Annotated in this window: 27 protein-coding genes; 4 read left to right on the top strand and 23 right to left on the bottom strand. The window is 49.0% G+C overall.

The genetic code is table 11. From position 1 onward, the window contains the following. Nucleotides 1-31: 31 nt before the first annotated feature. The 10 genes from METBU_RS0102155 to METBU_RS0102110 all read right to left on the bottom strand — a co-directional run bounded on the left by METBU_RS0102155 (nucleotide 32) and on the right by METBU_RS0102110 (nucleotide 10,939). Nucleotides 32-1,222, bottom strand: a complete 1,191-nt coding sequence (locus tag METBU_RS0102155; RefSeq protein WP_017839060.1) for an O-succinylhomoserine sulfhydrylase — start codon at nucleotides 1,220-1,222, stop codon at nucleotides 32-34. Between the two features lie 56 nt (nucleotides 1,223-1,278). Next, nucleotides 1,279-2,787, bottom strand: a complete 1,509-nt coding sequence (purF, locus tag METBU_RS0102150) for an amidophosphoribosyltransferase (RefSeq protein WP_017839059.1) — start codon at nucleotides 2,785-2,787, stop codon at nucleotides 1,279-1,281. A 21-nt stretch (nucleotides 2,788-2,808) separates the two neighbouring features. Beyond that, nucleotides 2,809-3,324 (bottom strand): CvpA family protein, encoded by a 516-nt coding sequence (locus tag METBU_RS0102145; RefSeq protein ID WP_040575265.1) that lies wholly within the window; start codon nucleotides 3,322-3,324, stop codon nucleotides 2,809-2,811. Continuing rightward, the gene (locus METBU_RS0102140; RefSeq protein WP_017839057.1) at nucleotides 3,321-4,331 is read right to left on the bottom strand and encodes an SPOR domain-containing protein; all 1,011 of its coding nucleotides are present in this window, start codon (nucleotides 4,329-4,331) and stop codon (nucleotides 3,321-3,323) included. Before METBU_RS0102140 ends, METBU_RS0102145 begins: the two co-directional genes overlap by 4 nt. Before the next feature lie 9 nt (nucleotides 4,332-4,340). Next, nucleotides 4,341-5,609 (bottom strand): bifunctional tetrahydrofolate synthase/dihydrofolate synthase, encoded by a 1,269-nt coding sequence (folC, locus tag METBU_RS0102135; RefSeq protein WP_017839056.1) that lies wholly within the window; start codon nucleotides 5,607-5,609, stop codon nucleotides 4,341-4,343. A gap of 206 nt (nucleotides 5,610-5,815) precedes the next feature. Then, a complete protein-coding gene (gene accD / locus METBU_RS0102130; protein ID WP_017839055.1) occupies nucleotides 5,816-6,754 on the bottom strand; it encodes an acetyl-CoA carboxylase, carboxyltransferase subunit beta in 939 nt (312 codons plus the stop codon). Between the two features lie 36 nt (nucleotides 6,755-6,790). Further along, complete coding sequence (gene trpA, locus METBU_RS0102125; RefSeq protein ID WP_017839054.1) at nucleotides 6,791-7,594, bottom strand: tryptophan synthase subunit alpha; 804 nt, start codon at nucleotides 7,592-7,594, stop codon at nucleotides 6,791-6,793. Next, on the bottom strand, nucleotides 7,591-8,793 hold the full coding sequence (gene trpB, locus METBU_RS0102120; protein WP_017839053.1) for a tryptophan synthase subunit beta: 1,203 nt from the start codon (nucleotides 8,791-8,793) through the stop codon (nucleotides 7,591-7,593). The genes trpA and trpB overlap by 4 nt, the downstream gene beginning before the upstream one ends. 4 nt (nucleotides 8,794-8,797) lie before the next feature. Then, nucleotides 8,798-9,424 (bottom strand): phosphoribosylanthranilate isomerase, encoded by a 627-nt coding sequence (locus METBU_RS0102115; protein WP_017839052.1) that lies wholly within the window; start codon nucleotides 9,422-9,424, stop codon nucleotides 8,798-8,800. 756 nt (nucleotides 9,425-10,180) lie between these two features. Continuing rightward, nucleotides 10,181-10,939 (bottom strand): DUF2231 domain-containing protein, encoded by a 759-nt coding sequence (locus METBU_RS0102110; protein WP_017839051.1) that lies wholly within the window; start codon nucleotides 10,937-10,939, stop codon nucleotides 10,181-10,183. Between the two features lie 173 nt (nucleotides 10,940-11,112). Here METBU_RS0102110 and uvrA point away from each other — a divergent pair, with 173 nt between their 5' ends. Continuing rightward, a complete protein-coding gene (uvrA, locus tag METBU_RS0102105) occupies nucleotides 11,113-13,929 on the top strand; it encodes an excinuclease ABC subunit UvrA (RefSeq protein ID WP_017839050.1) in 2,817 nt (938 codons plus the stop codon). 428 nt (nucleotides 13,930-14,357) lie between these two features. On the opposite strand, the gene METBU_RS0102100 is transcribed toward uvrA, so the two are convergent. From METBU_RS0102100 to METBU_RS0102090, 3 genes are all read right to left on the bottom strand, one after another. Beyond that, a complete protein-coding gene (locus tag METBU_RS0102100) occupies nucleotides 14,358-14,684 on the bottom strand; it encodes a hypothetical protein (RefSeq protein ID WP_017839049.1) in 327 nt (108 codons plus the stop codon). A gap of 125 nt (nucleotides 14,685-14,809) precedes the next feature. Further along, complete coding sequence (locus METBU_RS0102095; protein WP_026129983.1) at nucleotides 14,810-15,496, bottom strand: rhomboid family intramembrane serine protease; 687 nt, start codon at nucleotides 15,494-15,496, stop codon at nucleotides 14,810-14,812. Continuing rightward, a complete protein-coding gene (locus METBU_RS0102090) occupies nucleotides 15,483-16,379 on the bottom strand; it encodes a hypothetical protein (RefSeq protein WP_017839047.1) in 897 nt (298 codons plus the stop codon). Before METBU_RS0102090 ends, METBU_RS0102095 begins: the two co-directional genes overlap by 14 nt. A 267-nt stretch (nucleotides 16,380-16,646) precedes the next feature. Here METBU_RS0102090 and METBU_RS0102085 point away from each other — a divergent pair, with 267 nt between their 5' ends. Both METBU_RS0102085 and METBU_RS28545 read left to right on the top strand, forming a co-directional pair. Continuing rightward, nucleotides 16,647-17,969, top strand: a complete 1,323-nt coding sequence (locus tag METBU_RS0102085) for a DEAD/DEAH box helicase (RefSeq protein ID WP_017839046.1) — start codon at nucleotides 16,647-16,649, stop codon at nucleotides 17,967-17,969. A 178-nt stretch (nucleotides 17,970-18,147) separates the two neighbouring features. Beyond that, entirely contained in the window at nucleotides 18,148-18,321 is a 174-nt protein-coding gene (locus METBU_RS28545) for a hypothetical protein (protein WP_017839045.1), read from the top strand. A 90-nt stretch (nucleotides 18,322-18,411) separates the two neighbouring features. Here METBU_RS28545 and METBU_RS0102075 read toward each other — a convergent pair whose 3' ends face one another. The 5 genes from METBU_RS0102075 to surE all read right to left on the bottom strand — a co-directional run bounded on the left by METBU_RS0102075 (nucleotide 18,412) and on the right by surE (nucleotide 21,870). Further along, nucleotides 18,412-18,720: a (2Fe-2S) ferredoxin domain-containing protein gene (locus METBU_RS0102075; protein ID WP_017839044.1), complete on the bottom strand. Its 309-nt coding sequence runs from the start codon at nucleotides 18,718-18,720 to the stop codon at nucleotides 18,412-18,414. Between the two features lie 333 nt (nucleotides 18,721-19,053). Further along, on the bottom strand, nucleotides 19,054-19,800 hold the full coding sequence (gene rpiA, locus METBU_RS0102070) for a ribose-5-phosphate isomerase RpiA (RefSeq protein WP_017839043.1): 747 nt from the start codon (nucleotides 19,798-19,800) through the stop codon (nucleotides 19,054-19,056). A 66-nt stretch (nucleotides 19,801-19,866) separates the two neighbouring features. Beyond that, nucleotides 19,867-20,451, bottom strand: a complete 585-nt coding sequence (locus tag METBU_RS0102065) for a YqaA family protein (protein WP_017839042.1) — start codon at nucleotides 20,449-20,451, stop codon at nucleotides 19,867-19,869. A 2-nt stretch (nucleotides 20,452-20,453) separates the two neighbouring features. Beyond that, nucleotides 20,454-21,113 carry a protein-L-isoaspartate(D-aspartate) O-methyltransferase gene (locus METBU_RS0102060; protein ID WP_026129981.1) on the bottom strand — a complete coding sequence of 220 codons (660 nt, stop codon included), beginning with the start codon at nucleotides 21,111-21,113 and terminating at the stop codon, nucleotides 20,454-20,456. 16 nt (nucleotides 21,114-21,129) lie between these two features. Beyond that, entirely contained in the window at nucleotides 21,130-21,870 is a 741-nt protein-coding gene (gene surE / locus METBU_RS0102055) for a 5'/3'-nucleotidase SurE (protein WP_017839040.1), read from the bottom strand. A gap of 74 nt (nucleotides 21,871-21,944) precedes the next feature. On the opposite strand from surE, the gene METBU_RS0102050 reads away from it, so the two are divergent. Beyond that, on the top strand, nucleotides 21,945-22,511 hold the full coding sequence (locus METBU_RS0102050; protein WP_017839039.1) for a Smr/MutS family protein: 567 nt from the start codon (nucleotides 21,945-21,947) through the stop codon (nucleotides 22,509-22,511). Here METBU_RS0102050 and METBU_RS0102045 read toward each other — a convergent pair. The 5 genes from METBU_RS0102045 to ftsB form a co-directional block, all read right to left on the bottom strand. Next, nucleotides 22,470-23,264 (bottom strand): undecaprenyl-diphosphate phosphatase, encoded by a 795-nt coding sequence (locus METBU_RS0102045; RefSeq protein ID WP_017839038.1) that lies wholly within the window; start codon nucleotides 23,262-23,264, stop codon nucleotides 22,470-22,472. The two genes, METBU_RS0102050 and METBU_RS0102045, sit on opposite strands and share 42 nt — an antisense overlap. 3 nt (nucleotides 23,265-23,267) lie before the next feature. After that, nucleotides 23,268-24,290 (bottom strand): tRNA pseudouridine(13) synthase TruD, encoded by a 1,023-nt coding sequence (gene truD, locus METBU_RS0102040; protein ID WP_026129980.1) that lies wholly within the window; start codon nucleotides 24,288-24,290, stop codon nucleotides 23,268-23,270. 417 nt (nucleotides 24,291-24,707) lie between these two features. After that, nucleotides 24,708-25,181, bottom strand: a complete 474-nt coding sequence (ispF, locus tag METBU_RS0102035) for a 2-C-methyl-D-erythritol 2,4-cyclodiphosphate synthase (RefSeq protein ID WP_017839036.1) — start codon at nucleotides 25,179-25,181, stop codon at nucleotides 24,708-24,710. After that, nucleotides 25,178-25,873: a 2-C-methyl-D-erythritol 4-phosphate cytidylyltransferase gene (gene ispD, locus METBU_RS0102030; protein ID WP_026129978.1), complete on the bottom strand. Its 696-nt coding sequence runs from the start codon at nucleotides 25,871-25,873 to the stop codon at nucleotides 25,178-25,180. Before ispD ends, ispF begins: the two co-directional genes overlap by 4 nt. Nucleotides 25,874-26,078: 205 nt before the next feature. After that, complete coding sequence (gene ftsB, locus METBU_RS0102025) at nucleotides 26,079-26,357, bottom strand: cell division protein FtsB (RefSeq protein WP_014147946.1); 279 nt, start codon at nucleotides 26,355-26,357, stop codon at nucleotides 26,079-26,081. Between the last annotated feature and the right edge of the window lie 25 nt (nucleotides 26,358-26,382).

Genomic DNA, 26,382 nt, shown 5'->3' with positions numbered 1-26,382 from the left:
ATAACTCCGAAAAATGATTTGTTACGAAATCCTAAACAAAAGCATTCACTGCTGACAAATCTTTTTTGATGTCCTCGATGTTTTCGAGACCGACCGAAATACGCACCAAACCATCCTTGATTCCCGCAGCGTCCCGCGCCTCAGGCGACAGACGGCCATGTGTGGTGGTCGCAGGATGAGTGATTGTGCTTTTGACGTCACCCAGGTTTGCCGTAATCGAAATCATGCGCGTCGAATCGATTAAATTCCAAGCCGGCTCCTTACCGCCCTTCAATTCGAAACTCACGATGCCGCCGAATCCGGTTTGCTGACGCTTTGCCAACTCATGTTGCGGATGCGATTCCAGACCCGGATAGTGAACCCTTTCTACTCCTGGTTGCTTTTCCAACCAACGAGCTAAATCCAAAGCATTGGCGCAATGTTTTTCCATGCGCAGTGCCAGCGTTTCGAGTCCCGACAGAAAAGCCCAGGCATTAAAGGGACTCATCGTAGCGCCGCCTGTGCGCAAATAAGGATAAATAGCTTTTTCGATGATTTCATCGGAAGCGACAACAGCACCGCCGACACAACGGCCATGACCATCGATATATTTGGTCGCCGAATGGACGATAATATCGGCGCCGAGGTCGAGCGGTTTTTGCAGTGCCGGCGTACAGAAACAATTGTCGACAATGAGCAAGCAATCATGCCGATGCGCTAAGTCGGCAAGCGCTTGAATATCGGCGATTTCAGTCAACGGATTAGATGGCGTCTCCAAAAACAAAAAACGGGTATTCGGTTTGATTGCCGCTTCCCAAGCGGCCAAATCGGTTAAGGCGACAAAATCGCTGTCCACGCCGAACTTTGCAAAATAATTTTGAAACATTAATACGGTATTGCCGAATACACCGCGCGAAACTACCACATGATCGCCCGATTTCAGCAAACCCATGCCTACCGCCATGATTGCGGCCATGCCCGACGCAAAAGCCAGGCAACGCTCACCATTTTCCATCCCGGCTAGCCGTTCTTGAAATGCATTGACAGTCGGATTGGTAAAGCGGGAATAGATATTACCGGGAATTTGGCCGGTAAACTTCAATGAGGCTTCTTCGGCGCTGTCAAACACATAACTGGATGTCGTAAATATAGGAATGCTATGCTCTGCTTCGCCCGTGCGACGATGCCCTGCTCTAATGGCCTGAGTTTCGAGCGAATAATCGTTCCAATCGGTATCTTTCATGTTGCTCCTTTACTCACTCGTGAGACGTTTCTATAGGTTTCCAGCATAGACTTTGCTTAGTCTGAATTCTGTATTTCTATAATAAAATTTTCCGAATTTCTTTTTGCCTGAGCATCATCGTTACGCAAGGCTTGAACATTCTCCAAATAGGCATCGTCGATATCACCGGTAATATATTCGCGGCTGAAGCACGATGTATCGAAATGCTGAATATCTCTATTGCCTCGTCTTACCGCCTCGATCAAGTCCTCTAAATCCTGATAAATCAAACGATCCGCGCCGATCGCTTCGCAAACCTCGTCTTCGGTACGGCCGTGCGCAATTAATTCTTCCACTACCGGCATGTCGATACCGTAGACATTAGGATATCTGACCGGCGGTGCTGCCGATGCAAAATACACTTTTTTAGCCCCGGCTTCCCGGGCCATTTGTATAATTTGTTCCGAAGTTGTTCCTCTGACGACAGAGTCGTCTATTAGTAGAACATTTTTACCGTCGAATTCCAAATCGATCGCATTGAGCTTTTGCTTAACCGATTTTTTGCGCTTTTGTTGCCCCGGCATAATGAACGTCCTACCGATATAACGGTTTTTGATAAAACCTTCTCGGTATTTGACATGAAGTTTGTTAGCCAACTGCAATGCCGCAGTTCGGCTGGTATCGGGAATCGGTATCACCACATCGATATCGTGATCCGGCCAAATACGCATAATTTTATCGGCCAGTTTTTCACCCATTCTCAAGCGGGCCTTATAAACCTGGATATCGTCGATGATCGAATCGGGTCGAGCAAAATAGACATATTCGAACATACAAGGGCAATGATCGACGAAATCGGAACATTGCTTGGTATGCAAGGCACCGGATTCCTCAATGAACACCGCTTCTCCGGGCTCGATATCCCGAATAAGATCAAAGCCCAAGACATCCAACGCGACGCTTTCGGAAGCGATCATGAATTCACTGCCTTTATCGGATTTTCTTTCACCGAATACGATAGGCCGGATGCCGTGCGGGTCGCGAAAGCCTAAGATGCCGAAACCCGCTATCATTACGACGACCGCGTAAGCGCCGCGTACACGCTGGTGAACTCTGGAAACCGCGGTAAACACATCGTCCACAGTCAATTTCAACTTACGCAATTGCTGCAGTTCATGCGCAAAAACATTGAGCAATACTTCGGAATCGGAGTCGGTATTAATATGACGTTGATCTTCGATGAACAAAACGTGTTTCAATGCTTCGGTGTTAGTTAAATTGCCGTTATGAGCCAACGTCAGGCCGAACGGCGAATTCACATAAAAAGGCTGCGCCTCGGCCGAGCTCGTGCATCCGGCGGTCGGATAGCGCACATGACCAATGCCCATATTACCCTTGAGCTTCAACATTTGACTAGTCGTGAAAACATCCCTAACCAGGCCGTTATCCTTACGCAAATGCAAGCGTCCGTTTTCACAGGTCACGATGCCGCTCGCATCTTGCCCCCTGTGCTGCAATACGGTCAACGCATCGTACAGTTCTTGATTAACGTATTTATGAGCAACAATACCGGCAATACCACACATGCTTTAAACCTAAAATTTTAATCAACGATAATTAACATAGCTCATCACGTCTGACGGGATATGTTCCCGTAGCCAAACGGCAAGCGATTGAAAGGGCGGAATCAAAGTCGATTCCTTCCACCAAGCATCTTCGGGAAGCGGCGTCAAACCGGCCAACATGATGCACACCGTGACGACCACCAATCCGCGAGCGATACCGAAAATCATTCCGACAAAACGATCCGACCCGGTTAATCCGGTCTGCTTGACCAATTTTCGTAAAATTAAATTGACCAACGCACCTCCAATCAACACGGCAAAAAACAATGCCGCAAAGGCTGCGGCAATGCGTGCCGAAGGCACGCTAAAAACCGGCTCCAAAAGCGCGGAAAACTCCCGACTAAACGTTAATCCGAGCCAAATCGCGACGACCCACAATACCAGTGAGAAAGCCTCTTCGACAAAGCCTCTAAACAAACCGATCACCAAAGAAATGGAGATCAACCCCAAAATGGCATAATCGACCCAGATCATATCCGCATCTCCTATAAAACTCATTCGGAAACCAGAAAACCTTTCAGACTGTGTTGGCTGTCCAATTGTATCAGTTGCGTTTCAGCCCGTTTTTTATCGAGTTCGGGACCGACACGAAGACGATACGCTTTACCTTGCACGGTATCGACTTCGGTAACGGCGGCAGGAAAACCTTGCGCGCGCAGCTTATCACGAAGTGAATCCGCATTTTCCTGTTTACTGAAGCTGCCTAACTGGATATACCACTTAACCATTCCGGTACTTTGAGTAGGTACACTCTGCGGAACGGCCGATTTGCTTGCTTGCGCCTTAGCAGTTGCCGGTTCAAGAGCTTTGGGCTTATTGACCGACAATAACAAACTATTCAAATTATTGGCGGCATCCAATCGAACTCTGAGCGCCTGAGCTTTGCTTTTATCGGTTTCAGGCCCAACCAAAACCCGATAGGATTTTGCTCCACGGACATCGAACTCCTCAACCGAAGCCGGAAAACCTTGGGAACGCAATTTGTCGCGTAATGCAAATGCATTATCCCTCTTACTAAAACTGCCTGGCTGTATGTACCAAGTCACGAGTTCCGCAATCGGCAATGAAGCGGGCACCTCTGTTTTAGTTTCGGGTACTTTGGCAATCGGAGTCGAATTCGTCGCGGTTTTGTCAACTGTTAACGATTTAGCCGTTTCCGCTTCGACCAAGGAACTCGGTAACGTGGTTTTATCAATAGGTTTGAGCTCCGATCCGTCATCGACAGGCCCCATGTAATCGAGCTCTTCTTGAGTTAATCCTTCGAGCTCGTCGGAAAGCTTTGCAGTTTCGTCAACTGCCACTTCCACCGATTGCGGACGACTGTCCTCCGGAAGACTTTCGGCAGTCTTGGTAAAGGCCTCCACAGGAGGTTCGGGTAAAGTCAATTCGTTGACTATTTGACCACTTTCTTCAATGGGATCGTCAAACAGCATCGGTACAAAAATAGCGGCCAACGCGGTAATGACAACTGCGCCGATCAATCTTTGTTTTAATTCCTGGTCCATCGTTAACCTCTAAGCTAAACCAGCCAAATATTCAGATACTAAAAAGAAAGAGCCGAAAACCAATAATAAATCGTTTTTTCCGGCTTTAGCCTTGGCACTATTCAATGCATCTTGCAATCCGGAAAAACCGAAATCGACAGCCGTAATTTTGCACTGCTCAAAATACTCTTGCATCATCGTCTCGGAAGCGCATCGCGGATTGTCATTTATCGGCGCAAAATACCATCGATGAACCAACGGCTTCATGATATCGATAACGCCCGGAATATCCTTATCCTTCATCATCGCAAAAACGGCATGAATGCGTTTGTCCGGGAAATTATCGCTCAGATAGTCGACCAAGGTCTGAACCGCTTGCGGATTATGCCCGACATCAAGCAAGACTGGTAGTTCGTCATTAATGAATTGAAAACGTCCGGTAAGCTCAACGGATTCGATGCCCCGCCTTATCGAATCCACACTAATCGGCAGTCGTGAAGACATTAGGGTCACGGCCATTACCACAGCAGCCGCATTTCGATATTGATGCTCGCCTTTGAGATTAGGTTCCGGCAATCGGTCGATCTGCCGATCTGGTGTGTACCATATCCAACCTTTCGACTGCTTCCGATAAGCAAAATCGCACCCGATAAAAAAAGCCTGAGACTCGATTTCGTTTGCATATTCGGATATCGAGTCGGGTGGCTCAGGATCACTGATAATCGCAGGAACTTGCTTTCTGAAAATACCGGCTTTTTCACGACCGATCAGCTCGCGCGTTTCGCCGAGCCATTCCGCATGATCGATCCCGATGCTGGAAATAATAGAAACGTCGGGGTCCACAATATTGACGGCATCAAGACGCCCGCCCAAACCTACCTCCAACAATTGCACATCGAGATTGGCCCTGGAAAAAATATCAAGCGCGGCCAAAGTACCGAATTCAAAGTAACTCAACGACACACCGTCTCGCACCGATTCAATACGCTCGAAAGCCGAACAGATCAAATCGTCGCTAACCGGTTTACCGTCAATTTTTATACGTTCGTTATACCTTAAAATATGCGGAGAAGTATATGTGCCGACTCGATAACCTTGAGCCCGATAAATAAATTCTAAAAAAGCCACGCAAGAGCCTTTACCGTTGGTTCCGGCTACCGTGATCGTCGGCGGTTTATCGTAATCCTGCTGTAATGCGCGAAATACGCACAGAACTCGCTCTAAGCCTAGATCGATTGTTTGCGGGTGCAAACCTTCCTGCCACTTCAGCCAGCCCTCAAGCGTATCAAAATGCTTCATCTCAGAAAAATTATGGGGTCCACGAAAACACAAAAAAGCACGAAAGCGCCAACGTAATAGCCAGTCGTGGATCGCCACATCCAATAACTGCAAACTTAAGCCCTATCGCGGACCGATTTTTGTTGTGTCTTTCGTGCTTATCGTGGTCTAACCGCAACTGTAGAATCATTGTGCCGATTATAATTGCTGCCAATTTATAATTACACTCAATCCTGAACGACAGGCAAAGGCTCGGCTTCGGCCAAGATAATAGGCTCGTCTACATTCGGACTTATTTTCGTTTCCATCCGGGAAGCCATCAACATCGCCAGCATAGCAGCAATTTTATCGCGCATTTCACGCCTATCGATAATCATGTCGATTGCGCCGTGCTCTTGCAGAAACTCGCTACGTTGAAAACCTTCGGGCAATTTTTCTCGAACGGTTTGCTCGATGACGCGAGGCCCTGCAAAACCGATCAAGGCATTCGGCTCGGCGACATTGATATCGCCAAGCATCGCCAAACTCGCGGATACACCGCCCATCGTAGGGTCGGTCATACACGAAATAAACGGCAATCCCGCTTCCGACAACCGTGTCAAGGCCGCGCTGGTTTTCGCCATTTGAAACAATGAAAACAACGACTCCTGCATGCGGGCGCCGCCGCTGGCGGTAAAAACAATGAACGGCGCACCGATTTCGAGGCTCTTATTAACGCCTCGCACAAAACGCTCACCGACAACCGAGCCCATCGAACCGCCCATAAAACTAAAATCGAACGCGGCAGCCACGATATCCTTATTCTTGAGCTTACCCTTAATCACTACCAGGGCGTCGCTTTCCTTAGTCTGTTTTTGCGCTTGGCTGATACGGTCTTTGTATCGTTTGGAATCCTTGAATTTAAGCGGGTCGGTCGGTTTGATTTGTTGACCGATTTCTTCTTGACCCTGCTCATCGAGAAATAATGCCAAGCGGACTCTTGCCGATATCCGCATGTGATGATTGCATTTAGGGCACACGCTGGAATTGCGTTCCAATTCGTTGTTATAAAGAATCGCGTTACAATTCGGGCACTTGGTCCATAACCCCTCAGGCACTGCGCCTTTTTTCTTGTTATTCCCGTCTGTTCTGATAGTTGAAGGGACCAGTTTTTCAAACCAACTCATATTTTAAACTCCGAATTCGCTCATGTGATCGACGACTTATTCATCCATTGCGGCGCGCATGGCTTTAAGTAAATCGACTATTTCGGAGCATGCCTGCTCCGGATTATCCAAATTCGCTTCGATTTTACTGATCAAGGCGCTACCGACAACGACACCATCACCTAAGTTCGCCACTGTCTTCGCCGTTTCGGCATCCTTGACACCGAAGCCGATACCGATTGGCAATCGAGTATTGGCACGGATTAACTTCAGCCTTTCCTCGACATCGGCGGTGTTCAAGTGCCCGGCGCCGGTTACACCTTTGAGTGAAACGTAGTAAATATAGCCACTACCCGCCGCATCCATTTTACGAATGCGTTCTTCATTGCTATTAGGCGCCAACAAAAAAATCGGATCGATGCCGCGTTCTTTCAGCAACGAAACACAGAAATCGGCCTCTTCGGGCGGCAAATCGACCGTCAGCACGCCATCGATTTCGACGCGTTGTGCCGCATTGGCGAAATCCTCGTAACCCATTGCCTCGATCGGATTTAAATAACCCATTAACACGACAGGCGTTTGGTCATCCTTTTTCCTGAACTCGGCGACTGCATTGAGTACTTTTCTTAAACTCATTTTATGCGCCAAGGCGCGTTCGCTGGCTTTCTGAATGACCGGTCCGTCCGCCATCGGATCGGAAAACGGTACGCCAAGTTCAATAATATCAACGCCCGCTTCCACCATCGCATGCATCATCGGTACGGTAAAATTCGGATGCGGATCGCCGGCCGTCAAAAATGGAATTAAAGCCTTGCGGCCGGATTTGGAAAGCTCTTCGAATTTAGCGGCTAATCGGCTCACAGTTCTATTCCCTCGCGTTGCGCCAAGGTCATGATGTCTTTATCGCCACGACCGGAAAGATTGATAATAATAATGCTATCTTTAGGCATGGTCGGCGCCAGTTTTGTCGTATAAGCAATCGCATGACTCGATTCCAGCGCAGGAATAATGCCTTCCATTTCGGTTAGATCATGAAACCCCCTTAAGGCCTCATCATCGGTGATGTTGACATATTCGGCACGTCCGGCGTCTTTCAACCAGGCATGCTCGGGTCCGACACCGGGGTAATCCAAACCCGCCGAGATTGAATGCGTTTCGATGATTTCACCATCATCGTCCTCGATTAAATAAGTCCGGTTGCCGTGCAAAACTCCGGGGCGTCCAGCGCAAAGCGGAGCAGAATGACGTCCGGTTTCGACGCCGTCTCCGGCCGCTTCGACACCGTACATCTTAACCGAGGCATCATCGATAAACGGATAAAACAAACCGATCGCGTTCGACCCGCCTCCGACACAAGCGACCAGCGCATCGGGCAACCGCCCGGTCATGGTCAAACATTGTTCTTTGGCTTCGCGGCCGATCACGGTTTGAAAGTCGCGCACCATCGCGGGATAAGGATGAGGCCCTGCGACCGTACCGATAATGTAGAATGTATTGTCGACATTGGTAACCCAATCACGGAGCGCTTCGTTTAAAGCGTCTTTCAGAGTTTTCGAACCCGATTCGACCGCAACGACTTTTGCGCCAAGCAGTTTCATTCGGTAAACATTCAAGGACTGTCGCGCGACATCGACCGCCCCCATGTAAACAACGCACTCGAGCCCCAGCCTGGCTGCGACCGTAGCTGTAGCAACGCCATGCTGACCCGCGCCGGTTTCGGCGATGATCCGGGTTTTCCCCATGCGCTTAGCCAATAGCGCCTGCCCGATCGTATTATTAACTTTGTGAGCGCCGGTATGATTGAGGTCTTCTCGTTTCAAATAAAGCTGCGCACCGCCTAAATGCCGACTCCAGCGTTCGGCATGGTAAAGCGGAGAAGGGCGCCCGACATAATGCTGCAAATCGGCATCCAGTTCGGTTAAAAATTCAGGATCCTGCATATAGCGCAGATAAGCCTCTTCTAACTCTTGAATAGGCCCCATTAATGTTTCGGCAACGAATTTTCCGCCATAAGGACCGAAATGTCCGCGCTCGTCCGGCAAGTTATAATGCTGTGTCATGTTACTAACTTCTATTACCCTCGTTAATTATTCTTATAAATGCCGCCATTTTATCGGCATCCTTAATACCTTTTTCCGATTCTACGCCGCTGCTGACGTCCAGTGCATAGGGTCCGACCGATTCTATTGCCTGCCTGGCATTGCCGGGTTCCAACCCGCCGGCCAAAATAATCGGTTTTGCGCAATCTTGCGGAATCAAATCCCAATCGAAACGGTTCCCAGAACCGCCCTTCACTCCCGGGTGATAGGCATCGAGCAACAGACCGGCAGCCCCGGAATACCGTTTAGCCAAATCAGCTATATCAACGCCCTGCCGCATACTGATTGCCTTGATGTAAGGCTTTTTGTACAGTTCGCAAGCTTCCGGCGGTTCGTCGCCGTGAAATTGCAAACAGTCGATCGACACCCGACTCAACACTTCACGAATACGTGGTTCTTGCTCGTCGACAAATAAACCGACGACACTGGTAAAGGCCGGCAATGCTTCGACAATCGCAAGCGCCTGATCGATATCAACATTTCTTGGGCTAGGCGGATAAAAAACCAACCCGATCGCATCCACGCCTAGATGCGCCGCACGGACTGCGTCATTGACCCGGGTAAAGCCGCAAATTTTAACGCGAGTACGCATAAAGAGATACGATATTTAATAAAAAATTTAGCCGAATAGAATACCATAAAACAAAAGCGCTAAGCTAAGGCTATACTTCGCGTGGTCGTGTTTGAGACTTTTATAACAATGTTATTTTCAAGAAATAACCGAAATCGGCTAACAAATCCAAAGAAAACCTGGACTACTTAAGAACAAACATGAAATAACTTCGAGAAATTTATTGCCTGTCTTTCTTACTCCTTTATATACCCTTTGCTGGTCAAATTTCGGCGCCGGGGTGTCCGTCAAAGGACGCCGTGAAACTTCCATGTAGGCTTGACGTTGGCTGTCCCTTCCGCCTACACCTGTCAATCGAGCCACCGAACCCCAGCAATTCCCAGTTTGAGCAGTTTCGCCGATTTTAGGGTGTGGGGTATGCCTGTCGAGGAACGCCGTAAACCCATCCATGGGGGCTTGGCGGCAGCTCGAACGCCAAGGATGGCGTGTAGTAGGGCAATGCAGGGCAGAAAAATGCTCCTGCATTTTCTGCATTCATTACATCCATGTAACTCAGCAATTGCCGAGGAGCAAAAATCTGCCCTGCTGCCGACATCCTCGCCAAGCATACCCCACACCCTTTTTGATCTCCAAATTGGGAATTGCTGACCGAACCCCCTCCCATAAGTTGTCGAAGTTATTTCATGCTCGTTCTTTAAGACGGTTTTTTCAATCAAAAGGGAGTAAATTTCGTAGATATTAATTTCGGTCAATATCGGAGCATCATCGAGAAAACATTCAATGCTGATGACTGTGGTCTGACTCAGAATGTTCGTGGCTGTCAGGTGAAGGTGAAGCGGAATGCTCATGATCAGCCTCATGACTATGTTCGGTCGTATGCGAGTGCTCGAGCTCATGATTATGCTCGGTGGTATTGTTCGAATGGCCGTGCTCATGAGCGCTTGCCTCTGAAGCATCCACCGCCCCTTCGACCGCAACACCGTAACGATAGACCATCAATCCGCCCAAATCGGCGCCCAAAACGACCAACACGGACAGACCCGCCGACAGCAATAGAAAAAAACCGTTAGCCGCACCTTTAAGCGAACTGCCGGCCAACAGACGCCAAACCGATAACAACGCCGATAAGCTTAACACCATAATACCAATTTGCTCATGCCTTTCCATGATGTCATGAACATTACCTCCGTGAGCAACCGTTTCGGCAGCCTGTAAACCGGTATAAACAGTCACTGCTGCGCCAATCGTCCCAAAATAAAGCATCGCCGAAGCGGCACTGCGCCAAACCGGGTTACGAATCAAAGTCCCTAATAAGTCGAGAATAAAAAAACCGATCAATAAAGCGATTGGAAAATGTACTAGCAAAGGATGAATATTATCCAATTCAGCGATTCCCGGAAATATATTCGCAAATATGTCCGAAGGCTCTTGTGCAGCAAGGCTTTCCAGAAATCCTAAAAAATGCCCGACAGAATCGGCGACTCCGCCGCCATGATCGGCGCCGCCATGAATTTGAAAAGAATAAAAGTGATTCACATCAATTACGCTATGTTAAGTTTCGAATAAACACAATGTACTCGAAATCGTCGGAATTGCAAACTGCTAGAAAGCGATAAAGCAGACTTGTAAGACTTCATCCTACCGAGTTTTGAAATCGGCCCGGTTTCGCCGTATATTAACGGTCTGTTTCCTAAAGCGACATTTCATCAATGGACACCATCAGCATTCGCGGCGCGCGCACCCATAACCTAAAAAACATCGACCTGGATTTGCCCCGCGACTCATTGATTGTCATTACCGGTCTCTCAGGTTCCGGTAAATCGTCACTGGCTTTCGACACGATTTATGCCGAAGGCCAACGGCGCTATGTCGAGTCGCTATCCGCCTATGCCCGGCAATTCCTGTCGATGATGGAAAAACCGGATGTCGATCATATCGAGGGACTGTCCCCGGCCATTTCGATCGAACAAAAATCGACCTCCCACAATCCTCGCTCGACGGTCGGCACAATTACCGAAATCTATGATTACTTGCGTTTGCTGTATGCCCGCGCAGGCACGCCTCGCTGCCCTGACCATAATGTTTCATTAGCCGCACAAACCGTCAGCCAGATGGTAGATAGCCTGCTCGAACAACCGGAAGGCGGGCGCTGGATGTTATTGGCACCCGTCATCAGCCAGCGTAAAGGGGAATACCTGCAATTGCTCGAGGATTTACGCGCGCAAGGCTTTATCAGAGCACGTATTGACGGCGCCGTATACGATCTCGACGAAACGCCGGCGCTCGACCCCAAGAAAAAACACACGATCGAAGTGATCGTCGATCGATTCAAAATTCGTAACGACATCGCATTGCGCCTTGCCGAGTCATTCGAAACGGCGCTTCGCATCGCAGACGGTATCGCGCTGGCCGTTTCCATGGACGACAACACAACCTTATTATTTTCCGAACGCTACGCCTGTCCGCACTGCGGGTACAGCCTCAGCGAATTAGAACCGCGCATTTTTTCGTTCAACAACCCGAAAGGTGCTTGCCCAACTTGCGATGGACTTGGTGTTCGTCAACACTTCGATCCGGAACTGGTGGTGCATAATCCCAACATCAGCCTAGCCGGCGGGGCAATCCGAGGCTGGGACCGGCGCAACGCTTATTATTATCAAATTATCTGTTCGCTGGCCGAACACTACGGTTTCGATCCGGAAATCCCTTATCAGGATCTACCGGACAACATCAAAAAAGCATTATTATTCGGCAGCGGCAACGAAGCGATCGAGTTCAAACTGATAGGCGGACCACGCGCCGGCCAAACCAAGCGCTACAGCTTTGAAGGCATCATTGCGAACATGGATCGCCGTTACCATGAAACCGACTCTCCGATGGTCCGTGAGGAACTGGCCAAATATCTATCGCAAAAAACTTGTCCTGACTGCGGCGGAGCCCGCCTAAACAAGGCTGCCCGCCATGTTTTCGTCAACGAACGACCTTTGCACGAACTCACCCGCCTTCCGATACGCAAGTCTTTACAGTTTTTCGAGGAATTGGATTTACCTGGAAAACAAGGCGAAGTAGCTGCGAAAATCATCAAGGAAATCGTCGAACGACAAGAGTTTTTGGTTAATGTCGGCCTGGACTACCTGACCCTCGATCGTAGCGCCGATACGCTGTCCGGCGGCGAAGCGCAACGTATCCGGCTGGCCAGCCAAATCGGCGCAGGCTTAGTCGGCGTGATGTATGTGCTCGACGAACCGTCAATCGGCCTGCATCAGCGCGATAACGACCGCTTGTTGAATACCCTGTTCCGGCTCAGGGATTTGGGTAATACCGTAATCGTCGTAGAACACGACGAAGATGCGATACGCTCGGCCGATCATATCGTCGATATCGGCCCCGGCGCCGGTATTCACGGCGGTAGAATCGTCGCACAGGGATCGCCGCAAGACATCATCGACTCGCCCGATTCGCTGACCGGCCAGTATTTATCGGGGAAACAAATGATTGTGATTCCGAAAAGCACGACGCCGGTCGACCCGGAAAAGCGGATCGTGATCCGCAACGCCCAAGGCAATAACCTGAAAAACGTCGATATCGCTCTGCCGGTCGGCCTACTTACCTGTATCACCGGCGTATCCGGCTCAGGGAAATCGACGCTCATCAACGATACGCTCTACCGCTATGTTGCGCGCGCAATCAATCGAGCTGGCACCCTGCCCGCACCTTGCGATGAAATCGAAGGCATTGAATATTTCGATAAAGTCATTGATATTAATCAAAGCCCTATAGGCCGAACGCCCCGTTCGAATCCGGCCACTTATACCGGAATTTTTACGCCCATCCGGGAATTATTTGCGGCAACGCCTGAAGCCCGATCACGCGGTTACACGCCGGGGCGCTTCAGCTTCAACGTCAAAGGCGGCCGCTGCGAGGCCTGCAAAGGCGATGGAGTCATCAAAGTCGAAATGCATTTCTTGCCGGATATTTTCGTACATTGCGACGTCTGCGGCGGTAAACGTTATAACCGTGAAACGCTGGAAATCCGCTATAAAGGCAAGGCAATCAACGAAGTATTGGATATGACCGTCGAGGATGCCGCGCAATTTTTCAGCGCCGTCCCGGTATTATCCAAAAAACTGCACACCTTGACCGAAGTGGGACTGAACTACATCACGCTCGGACAAAATGCCGTCACGCTTTCCGGTGGCGAAGCACAGCGCGTCAAACTGGCCAAGGAACTCTCGAAACGCGATACCGGCAAAACGCTCTATATTCTCGACGAGCCCACAACTGGCCTGCATTTCCACGATATCAAACAATTATTGCGCGTATTGCATACACTACGCGATCATGGCAACACCGTGATCGTCATCGAGCATAACCTGGACGTGATCAAAACGGCAGATTGGATTATTGATATGGGACCGGAGGGCGGCGATGGTGGAGGCACACTGGTCGCTGAAGGTACACCGCAACAATTGAGTAAAAACAACGCCTCGCATACCGGGCATTATTTAAAACGATTTTTTAGCTGATTTGGCGAATTGGCTCGAATTTTTATGCGCGGCTCAATCTTATACGCTATCTTCATTCTAACGTTCATGAAAGCCCGGCAATCACCCCGGCAAATGAAAGTACGAGACGTGGGGAGGGCGCGGTCACTCGCCCGACAGGACGCCGTGAATACGTCCATGTAGGCTCGATGGCGGCTATCCTGCCGCCAACGCCTGTCGATCGAGCAACCGCACCCTCTCCGGAACAGGCATTGCCAGAACAGAGATTTGTATATCGAAAAATTAGATAATGAATCCAAATTTACGAACTTTCACAGTAATTCTGCAGTTTAACCATGAAACACATGAAGAATTTCAAGTCCTTCATGGTAAATATTACAAAATAAGGATTGAAAACAAAAAAGGCCGGAAAGAGCGCTCTTTCCGGCCTTTTTTGTTTAGCTAAGCGGTTAAACTTTTTCCGATTCGGCTAGCGCGTTGAATGCATCGATTTTAGCTTTGCCGGTATTGACCAATTCGACTCCGGTATCGATGATCATTTTGACAAGCCCCGGAATTCGATAGACTCTCAAGCCTAAATAAGCCACGATCGGAATCGCAATAAAAGCCGCAATCAACCCGTTTAAACCGAACAAGGTCATCAACTTGATCAATAACACGGCAGCATCCAGCGGCAATAAAACCATCGCGCCAAAATAAATCAATACCATGAATGTAAACAGAACGAATACGACGAACTGAAGTAGCCTAACTAATGCGACGTTAATATTTTTCATTGTAATTTTAATTTCCCGACAAAACTAAGAAGCCTCGAAGGACGAGTACCACAGCCCTTTGATCGTGTAGAGGCAAGCCTTTTAAAAGCCGCTTATTATACAGAAATGAGATCCAATTTCATTTTTTATTGCGCGGGCTCATTGCGTAGAAAAAACCGATATAAGATCGCCCCCGCGATAAAACCGCCTAAATGTGCCCACCAAGCCACATCAACCGTCACGTCATCAAACATCACCGATGTCGTGGCTTTTTGCAGCTGAATAATGATCCAAAACCCCAAAAAAGCTATCGCCGGCACATGAAAAACCAATGGAAAAAATAGGATAGGTATAAAAACAACGACGCGCTCAAACGGATATAGAAAAAAATAAGCCCCCAAAACTCCTGCGATCGCTCCCGATGCGCCAACGACCGGTATCGTTAAATAGGGATCGAAATAAAACTGCAAGGCTTGAGCCGATAATCCGCAAACCACATAAAAAATCAAAAAGCGCCCCCTGCCCATCAGGTCTTCGACATTATCGGCAAAAATCCACATGAATAACATGTTAGTGACTAAATGCAACCAACCTCCATGCAAAAAAAGACTGGTCAAAAACGATAAATAATAATCGGGCGGCAAACCGAAATGAGCAGCCCAACCAGGGCTTGAATAACGCAACGGCACCATGCCGAACAAATAAGTTAAACGGTATTTCGATTGATCGGGAATAATTTCCATCGCAATAAAGATCACGATACATAAAACCATTAAACTCCACGAAACAATCGGCCTTGAATTACACGGTGCGGTATCTCTAATTGGAATCATGATCTTTCCGTCTATAGACAGCCTTTCTAAAATTCAAAAAAATATCGGCCATGCCGAGAAAAGCCATGCCGACGATCGCATACTGAGGCATAACAAACAATAATAAATACGGCGGCAGCAAATAATTTTTGCTACGTTCGGAAACGTCAACCGTACAATGCAAGACCGCCATACCATGGAAGAAAAACGGCATCGTAAAAACCAATAACAAATCATAAAGTACGGCTTCGCTGAATAACGCAGTCACGATCAACACGACACCCAAAACACCCAAGGCATATATGGGATATCTAACTCGGTAAAATTCCTCGGCGAATCCCCCAGGGTTGTATAAAGTCGCCTGCATCCAACGCCCGATCAACATTGACGAAGCCACTGCAAAACCGAACATCATCGCCACCAATCCATTCATCAACCGTAAAGTGCCGTCGGCCTCGAAGCCTTGATAAGTGGCTCCTTTAACGCCTTCAACAGCTTCTTCCAACCAATTAGCCCACCATTGCGCGGCATCGCCCGATACGACCTGTATCGAAACCGCTAAGATAGCCGCAAACACCGCCGCGACCATTATCGCCAAACTTTGCGATTGGGTAACACGCAATACTTTCGCCGAAGCCGCCAACGGCACCAACAAAAACAAAACTACAGGCGTATCGAGGCCCGGCCTACTTTCGACAAAAAGACTGCTGACATAAACCACCAAAGCCGTACCGATCAAAACAATCAGCCAATAGCTATCCGAACGCGACAATACGCATAATGCGATGATGCCGCAACAAAACAGCGCCAACGGCAAAACAAATTGGGATAAAGCGCCCAATATACAAGCAGCGACCAAGGCCTGATACGGTCCCTGCATCACAAAATTCGCTAAAGCCCTCATAAATACCCATCCTCCTTAAAACCCAATCTTAAAGATAAAGCCGGTATATTGAATTTGAAATTCCATACCCGGCGACTTTGCTGCTTAGCATATCAGCATGCCGAGAAAGATAAAATCAATGACGCTTCATTCAGATCTTATCGACACTTATAACTTTTATTCGAAGTTGCTTATATTTTAAACAAAACGTAACATTGCCGGATTTATCTTTACGGCGCTTCTGTTAAATCGGAAAACTGCCGGCTCAGCCCACTCATTCAAGGCTTTATGGAAACACAACCGGAACCAACGTCCTCTTTAACGTTCAGCCAATTCGAGCTTGATTCGCGCATCAAACAAGCCACGCAAGCCATGGGGTTCGGTCACCCAACCGAAGTACAGGCTGCCGTCATACCTCTGGCCAACGAATCCAAAGATCTTTGGGTTTGCGCAAAAACCGGGAGCGGCAAAACTGCGGCCTTTCTGATACCCGCCTTGCAGCATCTACTGCAAAACTGCCCCGAGGACAGCGCGGCAAAAGTCTTGATACTAGCGCCGACACGGGAACTAGCCAAACAGACACATAAACAATGTCGACAACTGGCTGAATTCACCCCGATCAAGTCCGGCTTGATTATCGGCGGCGAAGACTTCAAGAAGCAATCCGCTTTATTTGCTAAAAGTACCGCCATCATCATCGCAACACCAGGTCGCCTAATCGAAGTCATCGAGGAGGGTTCCGCCGATTTCAGCCGACTCGACCTACTCATTCTCGATGAAGCCGACCGTATGCTCGACATGGGCTTCAAAAACGATTTACTGAAAATTGCAAGCGTTTGCAACCCGGAACGCCAAACCCTTCTATTTTCCGCGACACTTAATCCGACGATCAAAGGCATTGCCCTCGCACTGCTTAAGGAGCCGAAAAAAGTCTATCTCGATGGCATACAGGCGGAACACGAAGACATCGAGCAGCAAATGTTGCTGGCCGACGATTTCGAACATAAGAAAAAATTATTGATCTGGCTGCTAAGCCACGAAACATACGAAAAAGCCTTGGTCTTCACCAACACCAAAATCCATACCGATCAATTGCGCGGCCCATTGAGAGGGCAAAAACTGCGCGTAGGCTCGCTGCATGGCGACATGGACCAAAGCGAACGCAACAAAACCATGGGGGTTTTCCGAGACGGAACCATCGACATATTGGTCGCAACCGACGTTGCCGCGCGCGGTCTCGATATCGAAGGCGTGGACCTGGTCATTAATTTCGACTTAGCCCGTAACGGTAATGACTATCTGCACAGAATCGGCCGTACCGGACGAGCCGGCCGGCCGGGACTTGCAATCGCATTGATCAACTCTACCGAATGGAACGTCTTGGCGGGCATCGAACGCTATCTACAACAGCGACTGACCCGGCGCACGATCAAGGAATTGGAAGGCCGCTATAAAGGCCCCAAAAAGCTCAAGGCCTCAGGAAAAGCCGCCAGTAGTAAAAACAAAAAAGCGGAACCGAAGAAGAAAGAGTCCAAAATCAAAGATCGTCATCGTGACCGGAAAACCATCGGTAAAAGACGCAAGCCAAGCGAACTGAAAACCAACGGTTAATCTTAATAAAAAGCATTTTGTCCACGAAAATCACGAAAATATTCAATTGGTTATACTCTCCAAGTTGCTCACCTAATGGGTGGTACAAGTGACTTTTGTAACCGTATGATTACTTTCGTGTATTTCATGATTTTAGGGTTTGGTCGTAAATAACTTCGCTATTTTAGGAAGGGTTCGGTTGCTCGATATTCATTACGAAATCCTTAGTGTGCTGACTATACCTTTCGCGTTTCAAATTTCGGCAGTGCCTGAGGAGGCGCCGGGGTGTTCGGTCGATTTTTGCTCCTGCAAAATCGACATTCACGCCATCCATGGCGCTTGCAAAGGCTTTGCCAGCATGGAGCTGGCATAGAGCCTACAGGGATGTATTCACGGCGTCCTTTGACGGACACCTCGGCGCCGAATTTTGACCTGCGATGGATATATCGAGTTTAGGTTAATCTCAAACTTTCAAGCGTTCGACAACTCTCCCATTCTGCAAATGCTCCTCGATAATCTCATCGATATCGGCTTGATTTTCATAACGATACCAAATAGCATCGGGATAGACGACCATTACCGGCCCTTCCTTGCAACGATCCAGGCAACCGGCATTGTTGATGCGGCATTTACCGGACCCGCTCATTTTTAGCTTTTTCAATTGCGTTTTCGCATAATCTCGAAAAAACTGAGCATCATGATCCTGGCAGCAGGCCGCGCCGTTCTCGCGCTGATTGGTACAGAAAAAAACATGGTGTTTATAGTAATTCATCTCACTAACTTAAAAATTGTCTAATTTCTGGTTCCCACGGTCCTCCGTGGGAACCCATACTTTGGCTGCCGAGGCGAAATATGCATTAGCAGTTGGAGCGATGGAAACGAAAACCAACTTTATACCCTTTGCTGATCAAATTTCGGCGCCGGGGTGTCCGTCAAAGGACGCCGTGAATACGTCCATGTAGGCTCTGTGACAGCATCCCTGCTGTCAAAGCCTTTGCAAGCGCCATGGATGGCGTGAATGTCGATTTTGCAGGAGCAAAAATCGACCGAACACCCCGGCACCTCCATGCGTCAATGCCGAAATTTGAAGTGCGATGGGTATACTTCAATCGCCATCTGCAGAGCCGTCATCGACAAAATCCCGACTATCGATATCTTGCGAATCGGGCCTAGTTTCAGGACCCAATTCTTGGATGGCGCCATCAGCGCCTACCAATACCGAACTTGCCAAGCCCCGAAATATACCATGCTCGATAACGCCAGGCAGGGCGTTGAGCGCATCGTCGAGATCATCGATATCGATCGTGGCATCGAAAACGGTATCGAGCACCAAGCTTCCGTAAGATGTTACCACCAAGCCGTCATCATTTGCAGTCCGTCGTAGTGTCGGCCTACCGCCCAGTTTTACCAAATTATCTTTAACCATTCGCCAGGCAAACGGCATAACCTCGACTGGAACAGGAAATCGCTCGCCGATTCGGCCGACCAACTTGCTTTTATCGATCAGAACGACGAACCGGTCGGCCGCCTTCGCCAACAATTTTTCTCGTACTAAATCGTAGCCCCGGCCTTTGAGCAGCGTCTTATCGAGGGTAACTTCATCGGCGCCATCGACATAAAGATCGATTCGCTCGGTTTGCTCAATCGACTGTAGGGGTAACCCCATTTCACGAGCCTTAATCGCGCTGACAACCGAACTCGAAATTACGATCACGTTTAGACCTTCATCTTTATGGAGGCGAGACAACTCTTTAATAAAACAGTCGGCCGTGGAACCGGTTCCGAGTCCGACACGCATCCCGTCTTTAACCAGCTTTGCGGCATGGACTGCCACCAATTCTTTATCATTCATTGCGACTCCTAGAAAGACTTCTTTCGTAAATCAAGTTTCGATATAAGTGAAGAGTGATTACAACTATTAACCGCCCTCCATCAACTTATAAGCCACTCCTCCGATAACCACCAGTGCAACCAAAGCCCAACCCAGACGATCCATATATTCGCGTAATTTCGCTTCGAGTTTTTCGCCACCCGCCGCGATCAGTAACGACACCAGAAAAAAACGCGCGCCACGACCCACCGTCGATGCCAGCACAAACGGTAAAAACACCATGCTCATCACGCCGGCGGCTATCGTGAAAACTTTATAAGGGATCGGCGAAAAACCGGCCACCAAGACCGCCCAAAACCCCCAATCGGTAAACCATTGCCGAGCTAATAGAAAGCCCTCCCAATAATGCGTGGTTGTTAACCAAGGCTCGAATTGGTCGAACAGAAAAAAACCGATCGCATAACCTAAGATGCCTCCCAAGACCGAAAAAACCGTGGTCCATAGCGCAAATCGAAAAGCTTGTTGAGGACGACCGAGTGCCATCGGCGCCAACATAACATCGGGCGGAATCGGAAAAAAAGACGATTCGGCAAAGCTCAAAGCACAAAGATACTTCAAGGCATGCTTATGCCGGGACCACGATAGAGTCTTATCGTATAGCGCTTGAAACATACTTATTCCCTACCCGATAAAAACGGTACGAAATTGACCGACTCCAGGATTTCGACTTCGAATCCTGATGCGTTTCGAATAACCCGTTGTAGCTCCTGTCCACCGGAATGGCCAATAGGAATCACCATCACGCCGCCGATAGCCAATTGCCGCAGCAGCATTTCGGGAATTTCGGGCGGAGCCGCAGTTACCAAAATCCCATCGTATGGAGCATGTTCCGGCCATCCCCAGCCGCCATCGCTGTGCAAATAGCTGATGTTTTTATGTTTCAAACTCCATACCAAATTTTTGGCTTTCTTTTGCAACGGCTGAATCCGTTCGACTGTATAAACATAATCGACCAATTGCGACAACACCGCCGTCTGATAACCGCAACCGGTACCGATCTCCAGGACCTTGGCAAGCGGTCCTGATGCCAGAAGCAATTCGGTCATTTTAGCGACGATATAAGGCTGCGATATCGTCTGGTTATAACCGATCGGCAAAGCGGTATCTTCGTAAGCCCGGCTAGCGAGCGCCTCATCGACGAACAAATGACGCGGCGTATTACGCATCGCATCGAGAATTTTATGATTGGTGATCCCTTGTTCCTTCAAACGCCCCACCATGCGCTCCCGGGTTCGCATGGAAGTCATGCCTATTCCTTTCACATTAAGCATCATCATTACTATATTTCTCCTAAGGCAACCATTTTTCCAAAGCGCCTATACGCTCATAGCGTGTCAAATCGACCTGCAAGGGACTAACGGAAACATAACCCGTTTTAATTGCATAAAAATCGGTTCCGGGTCCCGCATCTTGCTCCGACCCTGGCGGCCCTACCCAGTAAATAGTTCTTTCCCGCGGATCGACGCCTTTGACTACCGGCTCGGCCTTATGGCGTTGCCCCAAACGCGTTGCCTGAAACCCCTTAAGCTCGCTAAAAGGAATATCGGGTACATTTACATTCAAAATACTATCTTGAGGTAAAGGCTCTTCTATCAATCTTTGTAGTAATATAACCGCAACTTGCGCTGCCGTATCGAAATACCTCGGATTATTACCGACCAACGAAATCGCCACAGCCGGCAAACCTAAAAACCGGCCTTCGGTCGCCGCCGCCACGGTACCGGAATAGAGTACGTCATCGCCCAAATTGGAACCGTGATTAATTCCGGCAAATACCATATCAGGCTCTTGCGCCAACAAGCCGGTGATCGCCAAATGAACGCAATCGGTCGGCGTGCCGTCTACTCTAATAAAACCGTTAGCGGTTTGGTAAGCTCTGAGCGGTCTTTCCAGAGTCAGTGAATTACTGGCTGCGCTGCGGTTTCGATCCGGCGCCACAACCGAAATTTCGGCATGACCGCTTAATGCATCCGCCAATGCATTCAGGCCTTCCGCCAGATAGCCGTCATCATTGCTCAACAAAATATGCATTTTAAGTCGCCCCGTGCGCAAATAGTTTATAAAATCCCTAATATTAACAACTTATCGTATTTAAATCAGCTAACGTGAGAAAAAAAAGCCTAACACAGGAAGATCGAGATCTGTTTCGTCATACCGTCGGCAAGGTGATATCGGTCGCTACCGATAAACTGCATTTGAAGACTTCTCCAAAACCGAAACCCATACCCGCTAAACGTTCAGTTGAACATACACAAGCGCTTGACGAATCGATCTCGGTAACGGAACAGCTCAGTTTAGAGGATAGCATGGGCTTTTTAAGCCCCGGACTACAAAAAAATGTCTTGCGAAAAATGCGCAAAGGTCATTACGGACTCGATGCCGAAATCGATTTACACGGACTGAGTAGCCACGAGGCGAAAAAGCAATTATTACGCTTTCTGCATAGTTGTGTGGAGGAAGGTTACCGTTGTGTCTGCATCGTGCATGGCAAGGGCTATCGCTCACCGGATAACCTACCGATTCTGAAAAACAGTCTCAATGTATGGCTTCGTCAACACCGGGATGTACAAGCCTTTTGTTCCGCGCCGCAAAGAGAAGGCGGCACGGGGGCGGTTTTTGTTCTGCTGCGCTTAACGGATAAATACGACGAACAAAACGATGCCGAGCGCTAAACGATACCAAACGAAAGGAATCATGCCGATACGATTCAGCAATTTCAAAAACCAACCGATTGTCAAGTAAGCAACGACACAGGAGATCGCTGCTCCGATCGCCATGAAGTCCCACATGACTTCGATATCGGACTTGAATAATTCAAAGGCCTTTAGCATACCGGCCAAGGCAATGACCGGAATCGACAATAGAAACGAAAATCGCGCGGCTTGCTCGCGCTGTAATCCCGAAAACAAGCCGGCTGTGATCGTGATACCCGCACGGGAGGTACCGGGAATCAATGCAATCGCTTGAAACACGCCGACCAGCAAAGCATCGAATAAAGTCACGACAGTCCGGCGCTCTTTAGCGAACTTTTCCGAAACCCACAACAACATCGCGAAAACGATGGTCGAAGTCGCAATCACCAAAGGCGATCTCAATGACTCTTCAAGCGAGTGAGGCATCGATAAGCCCGCAAGACCAACCGGAATCGTGCCCAACACTACATACCAGGCCAAACGGGAATCGTCCGAAGCCCCTTTGCCGGTGAACGAACCGAACCATGCCGCAATAATCGTCAATAAGTCTTTGCGGTAATAGGCCACAACAGCCGTTAAGGTTCCGACATGCACCGCGACATCGAATGCGAGCCCCTGATCCTCCCAACCCAAGATAACCGGCAACAAAATCAAATGTGCGGAACTCGAAATCGGTAAGAATTCAGTCAGCCCCTGCAGCAAGGCCAACGAGATGGCTTGAATAATATCCATTATTTAACTCTCTATTATTTCTCGAAGTAAAGCGGTCGCATAGCTACCCGCCGGTAAGGTGAATTTTAGTTGCAATCGGCCCCGCGAGATAAAGCGCCACTCTAAATCGGTCAAACTCATTCTAAGCGCCCTGCGTGCGCCTTCCAGGCCGCAGTCGAACAAACCGCGAACCATAAAATCGAAACGTTCGATCACGGCTGATTCGATAGCCCAGGCCTCACCTGTTGCTTCGGAAGCCCCCTGCCCGCAAAGGACTGCGCTCGGGTGAATTTCGCACGCGTCGATCCGCTTAGAAATGGTCGGATCGATTTGGTCGACTTTAAAAAAACCTCGGGATCCTTCAACAATGAACACATCGCCATCGATCGGTTGATTCCAATTATCGAGTCTAATTCTCTCGGCCAAAATATGATTAAACAAAAACGACCGTGCCGCCGATAGGTAAATACCGCGCTGTTCACGCTTAACCTTGGCTCCTTCGAATAGAGACAGAGCTTTATTGACATTCTGCCCAAGATTTCCGAAGCGTTGCTCGCCGAAATAATTCGGTACACCGCAGGTCTTGATCCGACTCAACTGATCTTCAAGACGCTTTTCGTCACCTTGCCAATCTCTGATCAATAGCTCGAAACGATTACCGGATAATATGCCGCGTTTCAATTTACGAGCATGACGTATTGACCGATGAACTGTAATCGTTTCCGATTCGAAATCGGACCATTGCGGTGCTTCTTTGCCCGGTAACCACACACTGAACCATTGCGTCGTGACGGCATGACGATCCTTCAAGCCGGCATATCCGATATCGCGCTGCCTAACGCCGGCAAAACGAGCCAGTTGTCTCGCCACAAACTCGGTATTTTCGCCTTTTTTCTCGATGAGCAGAAAAACATGCTCGCCTTCGCCCGAGGGCTCGAACGACAGCACTTCATTGACGATAAAGTCCTCAGGCTCTGTCCGGATCTTTCCGGTTCCGGATGGGCCTCCGTAGGCATGGGGCCACTGTGGTATTTCAATGTTTTTCAAGGCTAGGAAGAATCAGTTGGTTTAACTATTGAGACTTGGATGGTGTCGATCAAGCTGGTTCTTGCTGATATACACCTATCGCTATTCAAATTTCGGCAGTGCCTTAGGAGGCACCAGGTCATAAGCGCCAACTTAAAGGAAGGAGCTCGTCATTCCGCCAGGGATTGACGGAATCCAGGGCCACGGATGGAAATGCTTAGCACCACATCCACGTATACTCCTCGTAGATCAAAATTCGGCACCGGGGTGCCCGTCAAAGGACGCCGTGAATACGTCCCTGTAGGCTCTATGCCAGCTCCATGCTGGCAATTTTTGAATATAAAGGCAGCACGATGGGTATATCCAAGGTAATTGCGACAATCATCTGGTCTTCAGATAACAATCTATCATCCTCAATCCAGCTCCATCAGCGTTACTCTACCTTTCGATCAATACGGCCACCTGGACGGCAATACCTTCTCCACGACCTTCGAAACCGAGTTTTTCGGTCGTGGTCGCCTTGACATTGATGCAGTCGAGTTCGACATTCAAATCTTCGGCTATATTACGGCACATTGCCTCGATATGCGGCGCCATTTTCGGCGCTTGGGCAATAATCGTGATATCGGCATTGACGAGAAAATAGCCTTTATTTTGCACGATCCGATAAACATGACGAAGCAATACGCGGCTATCGGCTCCTTTGAAACTTGGATCGGTATCGGGAAAATGCTTGCCGATATCGCCTAACGCGGCTGCTCCTAATAGCGCATCGGACAAGGCATGCAGCACGACATCGCCGTCCGAATGCGCGTCGAGGCCTTTCTCGTATGGAATCTTCACGCCGCCCAGAATGACGTCGCCGCCTTCCTTGAAACGATGCACATCGTAACCTTGACCGATTCTGATCATTGTTGTTGCTCCATATAAAATTGCGCTAAGGGTAAGTCTTCAGGTCGAGTAATCTTGATATTGTCGGGACGTCCTTCGACGATCTTGGGTTGAAAACCGAGCAATTCGAGCGCGCTGGCTTCGTCGGTCACCGCCGGATTTCCGACCGACGCCTCGAGCGCCTGTTTCAACCGGCCGTAACGAAACATCTGCGGCGTCAACGCGCGCCAAATATGCGTTCTGTCGAGAGTTCCCAAGATCGAATCGCCATCGACATTCTTCAGTGTGTCGTGCGACGACAGCGCAAGGATGCCACCGACCTCGTCGTTTTGTAACGTGTCGATCAATAAGCGGATATCGGCGGCGGTAATGCAGGGTCTGGCCGCGTCATGAACCAGCACCCAGTGGTTTTCCCGTGCACGATCCTCGATTGCGCGCAGCGCCGACAACACCGAATCGGCGCGTTCCTTGCCGCCCGGCGCGGTGAACACCCGGACGTCTTGCGAAATCGTTAGTTCCGGCCAATAGGGGTCTTCGACCGAAATCGCCACAGAAACGGCGGCAAAGACATCGGCCTGCAGCAAACGCGTCAGCGTGTGCTCCAAGACGGTCTTGCCCAATAACGGGAGATATTGCTTGGGACGATCGGCCTGCATGCGTTTGCCGACACCGGCCGCAGGCACAACCGCCCAAATGGATTGGGTATTTGTCATCGATAAGGAATGTGTTTTAAATGACCTGGACAGGCGTAAAAAGCGGAACACGGCAATAGCTGAAGCTATTGCACTCCTCGCCAAAATTCGAAGCGCCGTAGGCCGAGTTGAGCGTCAGTGAAACCCGGTGTTCCATGTGCTGAACAGCTGGGTTTCACGCTGTTCAACCTAGCCTTCCTGCCTGTATGCTATGCCTTTCAGGCAACTATTCCAACACCTGAAAAAACGTCTCGTCTTCCCTGATCATCCCTAATTCATACCGCGCTCTTTCCTCGATGGCCTCTTGACCTTTCCTCAAATCGAGAACCTCGCCATAAAGGGCCGCATTACGTTCCTTTTTTTCCTGTACCTGCAAGGCCAATTCATCCAACCGGCTTTGATAGTGATTGATTTGAACAATGCCTCCATCGCCGAACCAAAGGCGATATTGCAGATGCACGATGATCGCAATCAGCACCGCGACGAGAATCTTGAAATTATTCATTGAACGGCTCATCCTGAATCAGGGC

Source organism: Methylotuvimicrobium buryatense 5G (assembly GCF_000341735.1).
GTDB classification, from domain to species: Bacteria; Pseudomonadota; Gammaproteobacteria; order Methylococcales; family Methylomonadaceae; genus Methylotuvimicrobium; species Methylotuvimicrobium buryatense.
This window is presented reverse-complemented; position numbering and strand designations above follow the sequence as displayed.

What these genes read in the sequence shown, in the direction of transcription:
- METBU_RS0102155 (WP_017839060.1), bottom strand. Translation starts at nt 1,222, where the DNA reads ATGAAAGATACCGATTGGAACGATTATTCGCTCGAAACTCAGGCCATT.
- purF (WP_017839059.1), bottom strand. Translation starts at nt 2,787, where the DNA reads ATGTGTGGTATTGCCGGTATTGTTGCTCATAAATACGTTAATCAAGAA.
- METBU_RS0102145 (WP_040575265.1), bottom strand. Translation starts at nt 3,324, where the DNA reads ATGAGTTTTATAGGAGATGCGGATATGATCTGGGTCGATTATGCCATT.
- METBU_RS0102140 (WP_017839057.1), bottom strand. Translation starts at nt 4,331, where the DNA reads ATGGACCAGGAATTAAAACAAAGATTGATCGGCGCAGTTGTCATTACC.
- folC (WP_017839056.1), bottom strand. Translation starts at nt 5,609, where the DNA reads ATGAAGCATTTTGATACGCTTGAGGGCTGGCTGAAGTGGCAGGAAGGT.
- accD (WP_017839055.1), bottom strand. Translation starts at nt 6,754, where the DNA reads ATGAGTTGGTTTGAAAAACTGGTCCCTTCAACTATCAGAACAGACGGG.
- trpB (WP_017839053.1), bottom strand. Translation starts at nt 8,793, where the DNA reads ATGACACAGCATTATAACTTGCCGGACGAGCGCGGACATTTCGGTCCT.
- METBU_RS0102115 (WP_017839052.1), bottom strand. Translation starts at nt 9,424, where the DNA reads ATGCGTACTCGCGTTAAAATTTGCGGCTTTACCCGGGTCAATGACGCA.
- uvrA (WP_017839050.1), top strand. Translation starts at nt 11,113, where the DNA reads ATGGACACCATCAGCATTCGCGGCGCGCGCACCCATAACCTAAAAAAC.
- METBU_RS0102100 (WP_017839049.1), bottom strand. Translation starts at nt 14,684, where the DNA reads ATGAAAAATATTAACGTCGCATTAGTTAGGCTACTTCAGTTCGTCGTA.
- METBU_RS0102095 (WP_026129983.1), bottom strand. Translation starts at nt 15,496, where the DNA reads ATGATTCCAATTAGAGATACCGCACCGTGTAATTCAAGGCCGATTGTT.
- METBU_RS0102090 (WP_017839047.1), bottom strand. Translation starts at nt 16,379, where the DNA reads ATGAGGGCTTTAGCGAATTTTGTGATGCAGGGACCGTATCAGGCCTTG.
- METBU_RS0102085 (WP_017839046.1), top strand. Translation starts at nt 16,647, where the DNA reads ATGGAAACACAACCGGAACCAACGTCCTCTTTAACGTTCAGCCAATTC.
- METBU_RS0102075 (WP_017839044.1), bottom strand. Translation starts at nt 18,720, where the DNA reads ATGAATTACTATAAACACCATGTTTTTTTCTGTACCAATCAGCGCGAG.
- rpiA (WP_017839043.1), bottom strand. Translation starts at nt 19,800, where the DNA reads ATGAATGATAAAGAATTGGTGGCAGTCCATGCCGCAAAGCTGGTTAAA.
- METBU_RS0102065 (WP_017839042.1), bottom strand. Translation starts at nt 20,451, where the DNA reads ATGTTTCAAGCGCTATACGATAAGACTCTATCGTGGTCCCGGCATAAG.
- METBU_RS0102060 (WP_026129981.1), bottom strand. Translation starts at nt 21,113, where the DNA reads ATGATGCTTAATGTGAAAGGAATAGGCATGACTTCCATGCGAACCCGG.
- surE (WP_017839040.1), bottom strand. Translation starts at nt 21,870, where the DNA reads ATGCATATTTTGTTGAGCAATGATGACGGCTATCTGGCGGAAGGCCTG.
- METBU_RS0102045 (WP_017839038.1), bottom strand. Translation starts at nt 23,264, where the DNA reads ATGGATATTATTCAAGCCATCTCGTTGGCCTTGCTGCAGGGGCTGACT.
- ispF (WP_017839036.1), bottom strand. Translation starts at nt 25,181, where the DNA reads ATGATCAGAATCGGTCAAGGTTACGATGTGCATCGTTTCAAGGAAGGC.
- ispD (WP_026129978.1), bottom strand. Translation starts at nt 25,873, where the DNA reads ATGACAAATACCCAATCCATTTGGGCGGTTGTGCCTGCGGCCGGTGTC.
- ftsB (WP_014147946.1), bottom strand. Translation starts at nt 26,357, where the DNA reads ATGAATAATTTCAAGATTCTCGTCGCGGTGCTGATTGCGATCATCGTG.